Raw genomic sequence first — 14,025 nt, forward strand, 5'->3', positions numbered from 1 at the left:
TTAGTCTTGTGGGCTCGGAGATTGTTATAAGAGACCTCCCTTAGATCAATTACTTTTTAAAAACGATTTTCGCCCCCCCCCCCCCTTGGAGAGCCAATACCATGCAAGACATCAAAGCTTTTAATGAACAGCGTGCCGAGATTTATTGGTGGCTTTCGAGCTTATTTGTGAAAGAATTTTCGGAGCATGAATTAGAGCAATACTATACGCCCGCTATTCGCATATTTCTTTCAGGATTAGCAGAAAACGCGACACTTAAACCTGCCATTGATAAATTAGTTGATGCACTGAACCGATTGCAAGACAAAGAAGACGCACAGCTTGAGCTCGCAGCCGATTTCTGTGATCTTTTTTTAAAATCCAATAAGGAGTCCGCGCTACCCTATGCCTCAATTTACATTGGAAAATCAGGGTTGCTCAATGACGAACCAGCCAGAGCAATGTCGGATTTGATGGCAGCCCATCACATTGCAGTCAACGATACACTCAACGAACCCGCCGACCACATTGCGATTGAACTGGATTTCTTAGGTAACTTGATCATTCGCTCCAATGAGCTTGAACAAGAGACGCACCTTGAACAAGCCTTTACACAGCAGTGTGATTTTATTGAACAACATTTGCTCTCTTGGATCCCACAATTCCATCTTCGCTGCCAACAGATTGATCAATTTGGTTTTTACGGTGCCGCAAGCGAATTGTTGGTCGCGTTTCTTCACTTAGACCGCGACTATTTATCAAACCAGTGAGATAACCTGGTTAATACCAATTACTAAATCGGTCAATTGTGACTGTTGACCGATTTATTCGGTGGATTTTTCGTTGCTTGATGGACATTTGCGGACTAGAATCTTGACCGCAAACGATAAAAAATGAATTTAAGATGCAACCGCTGATTAGAGGCGGTTTTTGTGTTTTTACTACTTTTAGGCTTCAATATGACACTGATAGGCCTAATACCGCTGAATTGCTCTTCGTGACTATCACTTTCAGCAGTTATCGACAGGACAGAGAATTTATGGCTACGATTAAAGACGTTGCACGCTTAGCGGGCGTATCAACCACCACGGTATCGCATGTAATCAATAAAACTCGCTTTGTGGCTGAAGCAACCCAAGAACGAGTGATGGAAGCGGTATCAGAGCTTAACTATGCACCAAGTGCAGTCGCTCGCAGCTTAAAATGCAACACCACCCGTACCATTGGTATGTTAGTGACCCAATCGACAAACTTATTTTTTTCTGAGGTTATCGATGGTGTTGAAAGCTACTGCTACCGCCAAGGCTACACACTTATTTTGTGCAATACCGGCGGTATTTACGAGAAGCAACGCGACTACATCCGCATGCTAGCGGAAAAACGTGTCGATGGTATGTTAGTCATGTGCTCGGACCTCACCCAAGAACTGCTTGAGATGCTTGATCGTCATTCAGACATTCCGAAAGTTATCATGGACTGGGGCCCTGAAAGTTCTCAAGCCGATAAAATTATTGATAACTCAGAGGAAGGCGGATATCTCGCCACCAAATACCTTATTGATCATGGCCATACTGACATTGCTTGCTTAAGTGGGCACTTCGAAAAAGCGGCGTGCCAAGAACGGATTCAAGGGTTTAAGCGTGCTCTTGCCGAAGCAAGCCTAACCGTTCATGAAGATTGGATTTTGGAAGGTAACTTCGAGTGTGATACTGCGGTGCTCGCCGCCGACAAGATCGCCGCCATGGACAAGCGCCCAACGGCTGTTTTTTGCTTTAACGATACAATGGCTCTCGGTTTAATGAGTCGCTTGCAACAAAAAGGCATCCGTATTCCTGATGACATGTCTGTTATTGGTTATGACAATATTGAACTTGCTGAGTATTTCTCACCACCGTTAACTACGGTTCACCAGCCAAAACGACGAGTAGGGAAAAACGCCTTTGAAATCCTATTGGAACGCATTAAAGACAAAGAGCATGAACGTCGTGTGTTTGAGATGCACCCCGAGATTGTTGAACGCAACACAGTAAAAAACATAACGAAATAGTGTCATTATTTAAAGCAAGCGACAAATGTCAATTTTATGGATTTTCCTATATTCGAGACAGAACGCCGTATCAAATAATAGTAAATTTGGAATGAGCATCACGCAAATAATAAATAAACGTGATGCTCATCCAAAAATTTATATATTCTTACTATTAGAAGTCACGCACAGGGCAAACCATTTGAAAAGATGGGACGCAAAGCCTCCGGCCTAAACCGACTATTCGGTAGGTAGCGGGGTTGCCGATGGCAAATATGCAAACGTTAAGTTTACCCCTTACTGACACTCTTTCTGCATAAGTTTGCTAATCTCTCGGACCTGATTTTGGTGGCGTTTTTCCCATACACCGAGAATTTACAGCATGGATAAACCAGTACTTAAAGATTCAATGCGACTCTTCGAACAACTTGGACGCGTTAAGTCTCGTTCAATGTTTGGCGGCTTCGGCATTTTTGTCGATGACACCATGTTTGCTTTGGTCGTAAACGATAAACTTCATATTCGCGCAGACGATCTATCAACCTCTCGCTTTAAAGAGCAAGGCTATGAGCCCTATATCTATAAAAAACGTGGGTTCCCTGTCGTCACAAAATACTTCGCATTACCTGACAATTGTTGGGAAAACCCTTCGCTCATTTTACGAGATGCTGCTGTCGCACTCGAAATCGCCAAACAAGAACGAGAAGTTCAAGCCCAAACGAAGCCAGAACGCCTAAAAGATCTCCCGAACCTTCGACTCGCCACCGAACGTATGCTTAAGAAAGCAGGGATAGAATCTGTAACGGATTTGCATACAAAGGGGGCTTTGGAAGCCTATAAAGCGATTCAGCAAACCCATTCTTCTTCAATCAGTCTTGAATTGCTATGGGCCCTTGAAGGTGCTATTGAAGGCAAGCATTGGTCGGTTATCCCACAATCTCGACGCGATGAATTAGCTAAAAGCCTTTAACTTCCGAGTAAATAAATATCTCGATTAAATAATCAAATACGCTCGCATCACCATGCGGGCGTTTTTTTAATCCCGTTTTGAAATATAAATTCGACTTCCTCTGTCTTCTTCACTATATCTAGTAAAATATGTCGTTTTGAGGAACACCATGAATAAAAAACTTCTCTTAGGCTTGGCTTTATTTGCCTTTATTGTCTTTTTGATTGTAAATTTTGGCCACTATCTAACGTTAGATAATGCCAAAGCACAGCAAATGCTATTAAACGAATACATTAGCCAAAACGTGATCAGCGCTGCTTTGATCTATTTCTCACTCTATATTGTGCTCACCGCTTTCTCCATCCCAGGAGCGGCGGTCGTCACGTTACTGGGCGCTGCGCTGTTTGGTTTTTGGACTAGCTTACTGCTTGTCTCCTTTGCCAGCACCATAGGCGCAACTATCGCCTTTTTGAGTAGCCGTTTCTTACTGCGTGAATGGATTCAAACAAAATTTGGTCAAAAGCTGCAAACGATTAATCAAGGAGTTGCAAAAGATGGGGCATTTTATCTATTCTCACTGCGCTTAATTCCGGTTTTCCCTTTTTTCTTGATTAATTTATTAATGGGCCTAACACCCATATCAACCGCTCGCTTTTACCTGATTAGCCAACTCGGTATGTTGCCCGGCACTGCCGTTTATCTGAATGCTGGTACTCAACTAGCTGAAATTGAAAGCTTATCCGGTATTGTATCTCCTTCGGTTTTGCTTTCATTTGCTCTATTAGGTCTTTTTCCTATTCTCACCAAGTGGATTATGGCCAGATTGAACAAAAACCCAACTTCCGCCTGAAGTGAATAATGATGAAAATTTGTGTTTCAAACCACCCGATAGAGGCATATATAGTTTGTCAGTATTTACAGCAATTCAATATTCGCTGTGAAGTGAGAGGCGATAACTTATACGGCTTAGGTGGAGAGCTCCCTTTTTCAGAAGAAACCTTGCCCTATATATGGCTGTTGGATGAAGCTCAAATCGCCGAGGCTCAAGCACAATTATTGGCCTATCAGATAGAAGAGATAAACGAAGAACCTAACTGGGTTTGTGGACAGTGCAACGAGGAAAATGGGCCGCAGTTTGCAGCCTGCTGGTACTGCGGTTGTTTAGATTCAGACTAACGAGTCTGATGCTGGCGGATGAACTCAATTGAGTGGTGGTTAAACATCTCAGACTGTTCAACATTACACACGTGGCCGCAATCTGGGATCTCTAATAACACACTTTGTCTATGCATTGCCACCATGTCTTTAACGGGTTGAATGAACATATAGTCTCTCTCTCCCATAAGATAAAGAGTGGGAATGGGTAGCTCTTTCTCTTTGAAGCATTTCATCAGAGGATTGACTTCGGAAGTCAGCATAAACCAGCGTTTAAACTCTTTTTGGCACAGCTTCTTCGCTTCTCGAATAAAAAGATGCCGTGACTCTTTTTGGTTGCGTTGTGGCATCACAATGTAAGCAAACAAACGATAAAGCCACATGTAAGGAATGATGTGTTTACTCAAATTACCCAACTTTACGAGCACTTGAGAGCGCACATTCAAACGGGTTATCGCTCCACCCAAAACCATAGAGCAAACTCGCCCAGTCGCCATTTCAGCAAGATTACGTACAATAATGGTACCGAGTGACATTCCAACAAAATGGGCAGACTGAATTTTCAAATGATCGAGCACTTTGAGAATATCAAGAGTGACGGATTTAAACGTGTAACGATTTGCCATCAACTCTTTAAACAGTTGGTTTGACTTGCCATGACCTCGTAAATCAACTAATAACAGGTTGAAATGCTCACGGTACGCTTTGATTTGCTTAAACCAGATGGATGAACTTCCACCTGCGCCATGCACAAAAACAACCCATTCATCACTGGTGGGATGCAGGTAGGTCTTATGGAAAAGTAGGCTATGAGACATACAAAACCGTTAATCAGCTTCAATTTGAGAAACGCAAGACTACCACAAAACGGGGGCTGAATAGCAAAAAATCATGCGGGCTCGTTCGGCTAAACAAGTAAGGCGCCAAAGCGCCTTACTTGTTATAAAAACATCAGTCATGAAACGCGAGATGATACATCTTGATGTACTCTTTCGCTGAATCCTGCCAGCTAAAATTTTGTCGCATCGCCCTCTGTTGAACCTCCAACATAGTTTCGGGATGTTGAAGATAAAACAGCATCGCTCGCTGCATTGCAATAAGCAGTGCTTCTGGAGAAGGATCATGAAAACCAAAACCAGTCGCTTCTTCAGGAAACTTATCATAATCACGCACGGTGTCTTTTAAACCACCAACTTCACGAACGATGGGCAGCGTGCCATAAGCCATGCTGTAGATCTGATTCAAACCGCAAGCTTCAAATTCTGAAGGCATTAAGAAGAAATCAGAACCGGCTTCAACCAAATGTGCAAAACGATTGCTATAAGCTTCAACAAACGCAAATTTATCAGCATGCTTCGCCGCCATTTTATGTAGCTGAACAGCAACTTCAGGCTCTCCTGTGCCAACAATAATGAGCTGAGCATCATTGCGTAAGAACGACTCTAGTATAGGTAAAATGTAGTGGAAACCTTTTTGGTGGGTGAGTCGACAAACCATCCCAAACAAAGGCAAGTCACGCTGAGGTAATTGCAGCTCCTCTTGCAACATACGCTTACTCGCCCGTTTTCCCGCTTGAAGTGATTCAGCTTCATCACAGTAGCCAAGAGGAAGAAATTCATCGTTTTGTGGATCCCACTCGCTATAATCACACCCATTAACGATACCGTGCAAATCTCTAGCTCGGTGAACAAAATCATCTACCAACCCATGAGAGCCAAGCGGTGTTAGCAGCTCGGAAGCATAATTAGGGCTAACAGCATTGATTTTGTCAGCAAAGGCAATCCCTGCTCTTAGCATACTGACGTGATCGTGTCCGTAGCGTAAAAATTCCATGCCAGATAAGTTCAATTCTGGGATGATCTCTAATTGATGATAAGAAAAAATACCTTTAAAAATCGCGTTGTGAACGGTCAATACGCTTTTCATATCAGAAAAATAAGCGTCATGCTGGTAACGCGTTTTCAACAAAAATGGAACCAACCCTGTATGCCAATCATTTGCATGGATAATCTGTGGTTTTTTACCGAGCTTAGGTAAAACATCTAGGCTAGCTGCTGAAAAGAAACCAAAACGCTCGCCATTATCAGCGTACGCTTGGTTATTCTCGCCATACATTTGTGCTCGGCCAAAATATTGTTCACATTCAATTAAGTACACGGCCACTCCATCTAGCTCCATCTGGCGGACCAGATATGAAGTATGAGGCCAATGGGTAAGCTCAGTTTCTAGCACAACAGGAGCATCTGAAATGCCCAATATAGAACGATAAGCAGGTAGCACAATAGCTACCTGATGACCTAACTCTTGCAGTGCTTTAGGCAGTGCTTTGGCCACATCGGCCAAACCACCACTTTTGATCAAACCTTGAGCTTCTGAAACGGTAAACCAAACATCGATTTTTTCCATTCTAGAATCCAACTTTTGTTCCTTTTGCGATAACAACGATGCCCTCATCAGAAACATGGAAACGTTGTCTATCGAGTTCTAAATCTTCACCAATGATAGTACCTGGTGCTATTTCGACATTTTTATCAATAATCGTACGCTTAATTGTACATCCTTCGCCAATTTTAACATCACCGAGGATCACGGATTCACTCACTAAAGTGTTGGCTCCGATGTTACTGCGATAGCCTAGTACCGATTTATAAATCTTCGCACCTTGAATGTAGCTTCCGCCGGAGATCAAGCTGTCGGTGATCTGTACTTTACGATCGTGTGAATCAACAAAGGTTGCAGGTGGCAACGGTGGATAATAAGTGTGGAGAGGCCAGCTACGGTTATACAACGAGAAATCGGCATCATGCTCTAATAGATCCATGTGCGCTGCCCAGTAGGCCTCAATCGTACCAACATCACGCCAGTAAGTTGTGTCTTTTTCGCCTTTGATTTTATTGGTTGAAAAATCATAGACATAAACCTCTCCTTCTGGGAAAAGTTTAGGAATAATATCTTTGCCAAAATCATGGCTGGAGTGATTATCTTCAGCATCACGACGCAGTTCTGCACAGAGTTTATCTGTATCGAATATGTAGTTACCCATAGAAACAAGTGCAAGGTCTGGGTGCCCAGGGATCGCTTTAGGGTTGCAAGGTTTTTCTTCAAAACCGACCATTTTTCCGGCTTCATCAACTTCAATCACACCAAACTGAGACGCTTCTTTCAGCGGCATTCTCAGCGCAGAAACGGTCAGTTTTGCGTCTACACGTTTATGGAAATCGAGCATCTGGCGGATATCCATTTTATAGATATGATCAGAGCCAAAAATACATACTTGGTCGGGGGTAGAGAGTTCAATAAAACGAATGTTCTGGTAGATAGCATCCGCAGTACCTTCGTACCAGCGCTTGCCATCACGCATCTGTGCGGGGATTGAATCGATAAACCGATCAGTGATGCCCGAAAGGTTCCAGCCTTTCTTCATATGTAAATACAACGATTGTGATTTAAATTGTGTAAGCACGTAGATACGCATCAAATCCGCGTTTACAAAATTATTCAAAGCAAAATCGATTAAACGATAACTGCCACCAAATGGCACTGCAGGTTTACTACGAGATTCCGTTAAAGGCATCAAGCGCGAGCCTTCGCCACCAGCAAGGATCATTCCTAAAACACCAGCCATTTTAATTCTCCTTATTTAATTCTTATATTTGCATTCCATACCTTAATTTACAGGGGATGTATGGATGCTATCCTTATTGACCACTTGCAGTGGGCTGTATGAAACTCCCTCACCACCCTAAATGCAATCGGTTGTTTATACGTTATCGAATTAAAGAAATAATACAATTTTAAATACGCTGTTCTGACTTGTCTGAACCCTTTAGTTTGCTAACTCCTAACCTAGCTCACATTTACAGCTCGGTGTAACATATAAACATAACAATGTATTAACTAATCATTTTTATTCACTTTATTGATGCATTCTTAATTTTATATACACTCTCTTTTTATTAAAAATACAACGAATTTATGACGCTATGTTTACTAGGTTAAAGACATAAATATTAATTACACCAAATAGCTCCATTTTAGTTGTTGAACCGACTGAACAATTCACAACATGCTGATGCAATAGGGCTATCTCCTGTGTACAAGACTCTGAACATCCGACACTCCGCCCGCTCACGGATAGTTAATCAATACTGCCTTACACATGGAATGTCAAAATATTGGCGACACATTTTCCATGAATAGTATGAATAGTTGAACTTGCTCAAACTCCAGCCAAAAAAAAGGTAGCCCGAAGGCTACCTTTTCGCATTGATCACATTAAAGGCTATTTTTTAGCGTTTTTACGCTTATCGGTAATTTCCCACCGCCCATTATCGTACAACGCCGTCCAACCTGAGGGTTTACCATCTATCTCAGTGCGTACATAGTGTTCTTTTGACTTACGACTAAAGCGTACAACCGCCGCCACACCATCAGGATCATGTGCAGGCGCATCCGCTAAGTATTGATACTTTGGTGCTAGGCGCTCTTTGAAACGAGCCAATTCTTCAACCAATGGCGCACGTGTCTCACGAGATTTAGGGAAATTGCTCGCCGCAAGAAACAGACCTGAAGCGCCATCACGCAGTACAAAATACGCATCCGAGTTTTCACAAGGCAATTCTGGGAAATGGATAGGATCTTCTTTTGGTGGAGCAACTTCGCCGCTTCTTAAGATCTTACGCGTATTTTTACAGTCATCGCTGGTGCAATCCATGTACTTACCAAAACGGCCATTTTTCAGCACCATGTTTGACCCACACTTGTCACACTCGACAACTGGGCCATCATAGCCTTTAACTTTAAACTCACCGAATTCTACAACGTAACCTTCGCAGTTCGGATTGTTCCCGCACACATGCATTTTACGTGTGTCATCGATTAGGTACGCATCCATCGCCGTTTCACAGATAGGACAACGTTTTTTAGCGCGCAGTGCAGCCGTTTCAACATCTTCTTCCAAGACATTGATGACGCCTTCTTCGTCACCTAGGTTAATGGTGGTTTTACAACGCTCTTTAGGCGGCAGTGCATAACCAGAACAACCGAGGAACACCCCAGTAGAGGCTGTACGAATTCCCATTGGACGTGAACATGTCGGACATTGAATGTCGGTCATCACGATGTGGTTGGGTTTCATACCACCTTGTTCTTCATCCAGTTCAGCCGTTTCTAAATCTGAAGTGAAATCTTTAAAGAAATCGTCCAAGACTCCTTTCCAATTTGCAGATCCTGCTGCAATTTGGTCCAGCTTTTCTTCCATTCGCGCGGTGAAGTCATAGTTCATCAAGTCATTGAAACTGTCATCCAGACGATCGGTGACGATTTCACCCATTTTCTCAGCATAAAAACGTCGCTGATCCACTTTCACATAGCCGCGATCTTGAATAGTAGAGATGATAGAAGCATACGTCGATGGTCGGCCTATACCACGCTTTTCAAGCTCTTTTACCAGCGCAGCTTCCGTATAACGTGCCGGTGGCTTAGTGAAATGTTGTTTTGGATCTAACGTTTGCAATAACAACGTTTCGCCCACTTTCACTGGAGGTAAAATTTGGTCTTCATTCTTACCCATTGGACGTTGAACTCGTGTCCAACCATCAAATTTAAGGATGCGACCTTTCGCCTTAAGGGTAAATTCTGCCGCTTTCACGCTCACAGTGGTCGAATCGTATTGAGCTGGCGTCATTTGGCAAGCAACAAACTGATTCCAGATTAGCGCGTATAGCTTATGAGCATCCGCTTCCATACCTTGTAAATCATCGGCTTTAACATCCACACTGGATGGACGAATCGCTTCGTGCGCTTCTTGAGCCCCCTGCTTACTTCCATAAGCTAACGGATTCTCAGGTAAGTAGGCTTGTCCAAACTCACTCCCAATATAGCTGCGAACCGCTTCAACCGCTTCAGCACTTAAGTTGGTTGAATCGGTACGCATATAAGTGATGTAACCTGCCTCATACAAGCGCTGAGCTAGCATCATCGTTTTCTTCACTCCGTAACCCAAGCGAGTACTGGCTGCTTGCTGTAACGTCGAGGTGATAAAAGGAGCGGAAGGTTTACTGCTGGTTGGGCGGTCTTCACGTTTACACACTTCGTAAGAAGCTTTTTCTAAAATCGAAACCGCTGATTTAGCTTCCGCTTCGTTGACAGGTTTAAACGCTACATCATTTTTTTGCGCAACCAACAGACGGAAATCCGTTTTATCTTGCGTTTTCGTATCAGCATGGATATCCCAGAACTCTTCAGGGACAAACGCGTTAATTTCACGCTCACGCTCAACAAGTAATTTCACCGCCACCGATTGGACGCGACCCGCAGACAAGCCACGCGCCACTTTTTTCCAAAGTAATGGAGAGACCATAAAACCCACCACACGGTCCATGAAACGACGTGCTTGTTGGGCGTTTACACCGTCAATATTCAATTCACCCGGTGTTTGGAAGGCTTGTTGGATTGCATTTTTTGTAATTTCGTTAAATACAACTCGTTTGTATCGCTGTTCATCGCCACCGATGATCTCACGAAGGTGCCAAGCGATGGCTTCTCCTTCGCGGTCCAAATCGGTTGCGAGATAAATGCAGTCGGCATCTTTGGCAAGCTTTTGCAATTCCGCCACTACTTTTTCTTTACCCGGCAAAATTTGGTAATTCGCTTCCCAGCCGTGATAAGGGTCGATGCCCATCTTCTTAATTAACGAACTGCGGTCTTTCTCGCTTTTCAAGCGTGCTTTCTCTTCAGCGCTAAGGTTCTTTGAAGAAGAACTAGGCGTTGCTTTTTTAGCGGTACTTTGACCTGCGGTTGGAAGATCACGAACATGCCCTACGCTCGACTTAACAATAAAATCTTTACCAAGATATTTATTGATCGTTTTAGCCTTGGCTGGCGATTCCACTATAACGAGTGATTTACCCATAATTGACTCAAATGCCCTTAATCATTACGCGAAAGTAAATCGCATGACGTTCTAAATTATTGCTTCTTTTTTTACTATCGAGCCAGTTAACAAGAAGATCAACATGTTTTTTAAAAATAAAATTCAACCACTCAATAATTGGTCAAAATGCAACCAGAGCTCAGTGGCCTATTCTCCGCCAGCCTTCCAACCTAAATTGAAAAGTTTAAAATCGAATCCTGTGGTACTTGTGAGCTTGGCTTTCATTGCTGCAGCACTCTACTAAACGTGCTTTGGCGCTCATACTAAAGTGCGTATTATCAGTTCGCGAAATAAATCCAATGAAATATGCCGTAAGTCACACATTCTCATTGCATAAAAAATCGGCTTTCTTGATTAAGCTTAGACGTGACTTCTCTCTTTGGCCAAAGCTTGAGAATCCACTCCATCGAATTTTGCGCCGAATTCTATTTGAAATCATTGAAATTACCTACCCTTTTACGGCACTATCCTCGCACATCTACTCATAGGACCGTAAAAGATGAGCGAAAAACAATCTATTACTGAATTTGATTTGTTACTTATTGCAAACCAAATCATTCAAGAACATGACGCTTATATCGTTGGCATGCGCGCCGATAGCGTTGAAGAAAAAGAGGATGTATTAGTTTTTAAAGGCAACTACTTTTTAGACGACAAGGGGCTGCCAACACCTAATACCACTGCGGTATTTAACATGTTCAAGTACCTTGCCTTGCATTTATCAAAGCAATTCACTCTCGTTCAATCGTAATTCTTGATGAAAAAAAGCCTCATTCGAGGCTTTTCATTATTGGGTTTAAAGGCTCAATACCTAGTGGCTTAGTTGCGCAAGCTGTTCAAAATAATCAGGAAACGTTTTCGAAGTACATTTAGGATCATTAATCGTCACTGCGGTATCGCTCAGTGCAACCAGCGAAAAACACATCGCCATTCGATGATCGTCATAAGTGTCGATTGCCGCATGCTGTAATGACGTTGGTGGTGTGATGATAATGTAATCATCCCCTTCCTCAACCTCTGCACCCACTTTACGCAGCTCCGTCGCCATTGCGGCTAAACGATCGGTTTCTTTAACACGCCAATTATATACGTTGCGAATGGCTGTGGTGCCTTTGGCAAATAATGCGGTCGTCGCAATGGTCATAGCCGCATCAGGAATGTGATTAAAATCGAGATCAACCGCATTAAGCTCTCCACGACGAGCGATGACATAATCATTCCCCCATTCGATGACTGCGCCCATTTTTTCTAGCGCATCGGCAAATTGAATATCCCCTTGGATACTGTTTTTACCAATACCAGTAACTTTTACTTCGCCACCTTTGATAGCCGCCGCCGCGAGGAAGTAAGAAGCAGAGGATGCATCCCCTTCCACCAAAAACTGCCCAGGAGAAACATACGATTGCCCAGCTGGGATCACAAATTGAGTGTAGTTATGGTTGATCACTTTTACACCAAACTGCGCCATGATGTGTAACGTGATATCAATGTAGGGCTTTGAGACCAAGTCACCAACGATGTTTATCGTCATTTCACCATCAGACAGTGGCGCAGCCATTAAAAAGGCGGTCAAAAATTGACTCGAGATTGAACCGTCAATCGCCACGGTTCCAGCTTTAAGGCCGGTTGCCGTAATTTTTAACGGCGGGAAGTCTTCGTTTTCAAGGTACTCAATATCAGCGCCCGCTTCACGTAACGCTGTAACGAGATGACCGATTGGACGTTCTTTCATCCTCGGCTCACCAGTCAAAATGAACTCACCCTGTCCAAGGACTAATGCTGCCGCAAGTGGACGCATTGCCGTCCCTGCATTACCTAAAAACAGCTCAACGGATTGCTCGATGCTAAAAGGCCGACCCAAACCTTTTATCTCACAGACCGTTTTGTCGTCTGACAAACGATACTCCACACCAAGTTTTGCTAGTGCGTTGAGCATGTGGCGAATGTCGTCACTGTCTAACAAGTTCGTTAGCTTAGTCGTACCACTTGCCAGAGCGGCAAGCAGTAGCGCTCGGTTTGAGACACTTTTGGAACCGGGTAAATTGACTTGCCCATTAATTTTTTTTATTGGTTGTAACGTGAGGCTTTCCATTCGAGTTGTGTTTCCTTGCATCTTCCAAAGAGCTCCTGTTTGCTCTAGGAAAATGAAAATTCTTCGTACTTGCAGCCTATCTAAAAATAAAAGCGAACTCCAGTACAAATATGGCCTGATAGTAATGATTGGCAAACTATTGAAAAATCCCTACTATCCTCATTCCGTGGCCTTATCTTGATGGTTAACCCAGATCGGATCGAACATGACTATTTACCTTCCTCAGCTTGCGCTTGATGATTTCTCTTTTCCTTCCGCTGATGAGGCGCTAGAAGAGCCAAATGGACTGCTCGCGTTTGGTGGAGATTTACAACCAGAACGTATTTATAATGCTTATCGACACGGAATTTTTCCTTGGTATGGCCCACAAGAGCCTATTCTTTGGTGGAGCCCCGCTCCACGAGCTGTGTTTAACCCACAAACTTTTTCTCCAGCTAAAAGCGTTAAAAAATTCCAGCGAAAACATCAATATAAAATAAGCCTTAACCATGCAACTAAAGAGGTAATTACAAGTTGCGCCAACGTAAGACCCGCAGATCAAACTTGGCTAAATGAAGAGATGCGCAGCGCCTACCTCGCCCTTGCGGCTTCTGGCCGTTGTCATTCGGTTGAGGTGTGGCAGGAAGATAAATTGATCGGCGGGCTCTATGGCATACAAATGGGCCAAATGTTTTGCGGTGAGTCGATGTTTAGTATCAAAGCCAATGCATCAAAAATTGCGCTTTGGTATTTTTGCCAGCATTTTCAATCACACGGTGGACAGTTGATTGATTGTCAGGTGATGAATCCGCATCTGGCATCATTGGGAGCTTTCGAATTAGAGCGCGACGATTTTCTCAAATCCTTGCTATCTTTTAGAGATAGCTCTGTCGATGAGCGCTGCTTTACAC

The 14,025-nt window shown here is 43.3% G+C and carries 12 protein-coding genes and 1 riboswitch; of the genes, 7 read left to right on the forward strand and 5 right to left on the reverse strand.

The features are described from left to right. The first annotated feature begins 101 nt into the window (after window positions 1-101). The 5 genes from torD to AACQ21_RS16820 all read left to right on the forward strand — a co-directional run bounded on the left by torD (window position 102) and on the right by AACQ21_RS16820 (window position 4,130). Window positions 102-749 carry a molecular chaperone TorD gene (gene torD / locus AACQ21_RS16800; RefSeq protein ID WP_105976511.1) on the forward strand — a complete coding sequence of 216 codons (648 nt, stop codon included), beginning with the start codon at window positions 102-104 and terminating at the stop codon, window positions 747-749. A gap of 269 nt (window positions 750-1,018) precedes the next feature. Then, window positions 1,019-2,026 carry an HTH-type transcriptional repressor PurR gene (purR, locus tag AACQ21_RS16805; RefSeq protein ID WP_026028025.1) on the forward strand — a complete coding sequence of 336 codons (1,008 nt, stop codon included), beginning with the start codon at window positions 1,019-1,021 and terminating at the stop codon, window positions 2,024-2,026. A gap of 161 nt (window positions 2,027-2,187) precedes the next feature. Next, window positions 2,188-2,273, forward strand: a riboswitch (cyclic di-GMP riboswitch). A 114-nt stretch (window positions 2,274-2,387) separates the two neighbouring features. Further along, the gene (locus AACQ21_RS16810; protein WP_013857073.1) at window positions 2,388-2,975 is read left to right on the forward strand and encodes a TfoX/Sxy family DNA transformation protein; all 588 of its coding nucleotides are present in this window, start codon (window positions 2,388-2,390) and stop codon (window positions 2,973-2,975) included. Window positions 2,976-3,123: 148 nt separating this feature from the next. Next, entirely contained in the window at window positions 3,124-3,804 is a 681-nt protein-coding gene (locus tag AACQ21_RS16815) for a TVP38/TMEM64 family protein (RefSeq protein ID WP_026028026.1), read from the forward strand. An 8-nt stretch (window positions 3,805-3,812) separates the two neighbouring features. Continuing rightward, window positions 3,813-4,130: a putative signal transducing protein gene (locus AACQ21_RS16820; protein WP_081244899.1), complete on the forward strand. Its 318-nt coding sequence runs from the start codon at window positions 3,813-3,815 to the stop codon at window positions 4,128-4,130. Here the strand turns inward: AACQ21_RS16820 and AACQ21_RS16825 are convergent. The 4 genes from AACQ21_RS16825 to topA form a co-directional block, all read right to left on the reverse strand. Further along, window positions 4,127-4,927 (reverse strand): alpha/beta fold hydrolase, encoded by an 801-nt coding sequence (locus AACQ21_RS16825; protein ID WP_017049877.1) that lies wholly within the window; start codon window positions 4,925-4,927, stop codon window positions 4,127-4,129. The two genes, AACQ21_RS16820 and AACQ21_RS16825, sit on opposite strands and share 4 nt — an antisense overlap. Window positions 4,928-5,060: 133 nt before the next feature. Continuing rightward, on the reverse strand, window positions 5,061-6,515 hold the full coding sequence (gene glgA / locus AACQ21_RS16830) for a glycogen synthase GlgA (protein ID WP_013857077.1): 1,455 nt from the start codon (window positions 6,513-6,515) through the stop codon (window positions 5,061-5,063). 1 nt (window position 6,516) lies between these two features. Next, window positions 6,517-7,734, reverse strand: a complete 1,218-nt coding sequence (gene glgC / locus AACQ21_RS16835) for a glucose-1-phosphate adenylyltransferase (protein WP_013857078.1) — start codon at window positions 7,732-7,734, stop codon at window positions 6,517-6,519. A 657-nt stretch (window positions 7,735-8,391) separates the two neighbouring features. Then, window positions 8,392-11,022, reverse strand: a complete 2,631-nt coding sequence (topA, locus tag AACQ21_RS16840) for a type I DNA topoisomerase (RefSeq protein ID WP_105976512.1) — start codon at window positions 11,020-11,022, stop codon at window positions 8,392-8,394. Window positions 11,023-11,542: 520 nt separating this feature from the next. On the opposite strand from topA, the gene AACQ21_RS16845 reads away from it, so the two are divergent. Then, complete coding sequence (locus AACQ21_RS16845; RefSeq protein WP_013857082.1) at window positions 11,543-11,794, forward strand: YciN family protein; 252 nt, start codon at window positions 11,543-11,545, stop codon at window positions 11,792-11,794. A gap of 60 nt (window positions 11,795-11,854) precedes the next feature. Here AACQ21_RS16845 and aroA read toward each other — a convergent pair whose 3' ends face one another. Beyond that, on the reverse strand, window positions 11,855-13,135 hold the full coding sequence (gene aroA, locus AACQ21_RS16850; protein ID WP_026027611.1) for a 3-phosphoshikimate 1-carboxyvinyltransferase: 1,281 nt from the start codon (window positions 13,133-13,135) through the stop codon (window positions 11,855-11,857). A gap of 205 nt (window positions 13,136-13,340) precedes the next feature. On the opposite strand from aroA, the gene aat reads away from it, so the two are divergent. Further along, on the forward strand, window positions 13,341-14,025 hold a 685-nt coding region (aat, locus tag AACQ21_RS16855; protein ID WP_105976513.1), incomplete at its 3' end, for a leucyl/phenylalanyl-tRNA--protein transferase.

The organism is Vibrio sp. V01_P9A10T6 (assembly GCF_963877065.1).
GTDB classification, from domain to species: Bacteria; Pseudomonadota; Gammaproteobacteria; order Enterobacterales; family Vibrionaceae; genus Vibrio; species Vibrio anguillarum.

What these genes read in the sequence shown, in the direction of transcription:
- AACQ21_RS16820 (WP_081244899.1), top strand. Translation starts at nt 3,813, where the DNA reads ATGATGAAAATTTGTGTTTCAAACCACCCGATAGAGGCATATATAGTT.
- AACQ21_RS16810 (WP_013857073.1), top strand. Translation starts at nt 2,388, where the DNA reads ATGGATAAACCAGTACTTAAAGATTCAATGCGACTCTTCGAACAACTT.
- AACQ21_RS16815 (WP_026028026.1), top strand. Translation starts at nt 3,124, where the DNA reads ATGAATAAAAAACTTCTCTTAGGCTTGGCTTTATTTGCCTTTATTGTC.
- AACQ21_RS16845 (WP_013857082.1), top strand. Translation starts at nt 11,543, where the DNA reads ATGAGCGAAAAACAATCTATTACTGAATTTGATTTGTTACTTATTGCA.
- glgC (WP_013857078.1), bottom strand. Translation starts at nt 7,734, where the DNA reads ATGGCTGGTGTTTTAGGAATGATCCTTGCTGGTGGCGAAGGCTCGCGC.
- AACQ21_RS16825 (WP_017049877.1), bottom strand. Translation starts at nt 4,927, where the DNA reads ATGTCTCATAGCCTACTTTTCCATAAGACCTACCTGCATCCCACCAGT.
- purR (WP_026028025.1), top strand. Translation starts at nt 1,019, where the DNA reads ATGGCTACGATTAAAGACGTTGCACGCTTAGCGGGCGTATCAACCACC.
- torD (WP_105976511.1), top strand. Translation starts at nt 102, where the DNA reads ATGCAAGACATCAAAGCTTTTAATGAACAGCGTGCCGAGATTTATTGG.
- topA (WP_105976512.1), bottom strand. Translation starts at nt 11,022, where the DNA reads ATGGGTAAATCACTCGTTATAGTGGAATCGCCAGCCAAGGCTAAAACG.
- aroA (WP_026027611.1), bottom strand. Translation starts at nt 13,135, where the DNA reads ATGGAAAGCCTCACGTTACAACCAATAAAAAAAATTAATGGGCAAGTC.
- glgA (WP_013857077.1), bottom strand. Translation starts at nt 6,515, where the DNA reads ATGGAAAAAATCGATGTTTGGTTTACCGTTTCAGAAGCTCAAGGTTTG.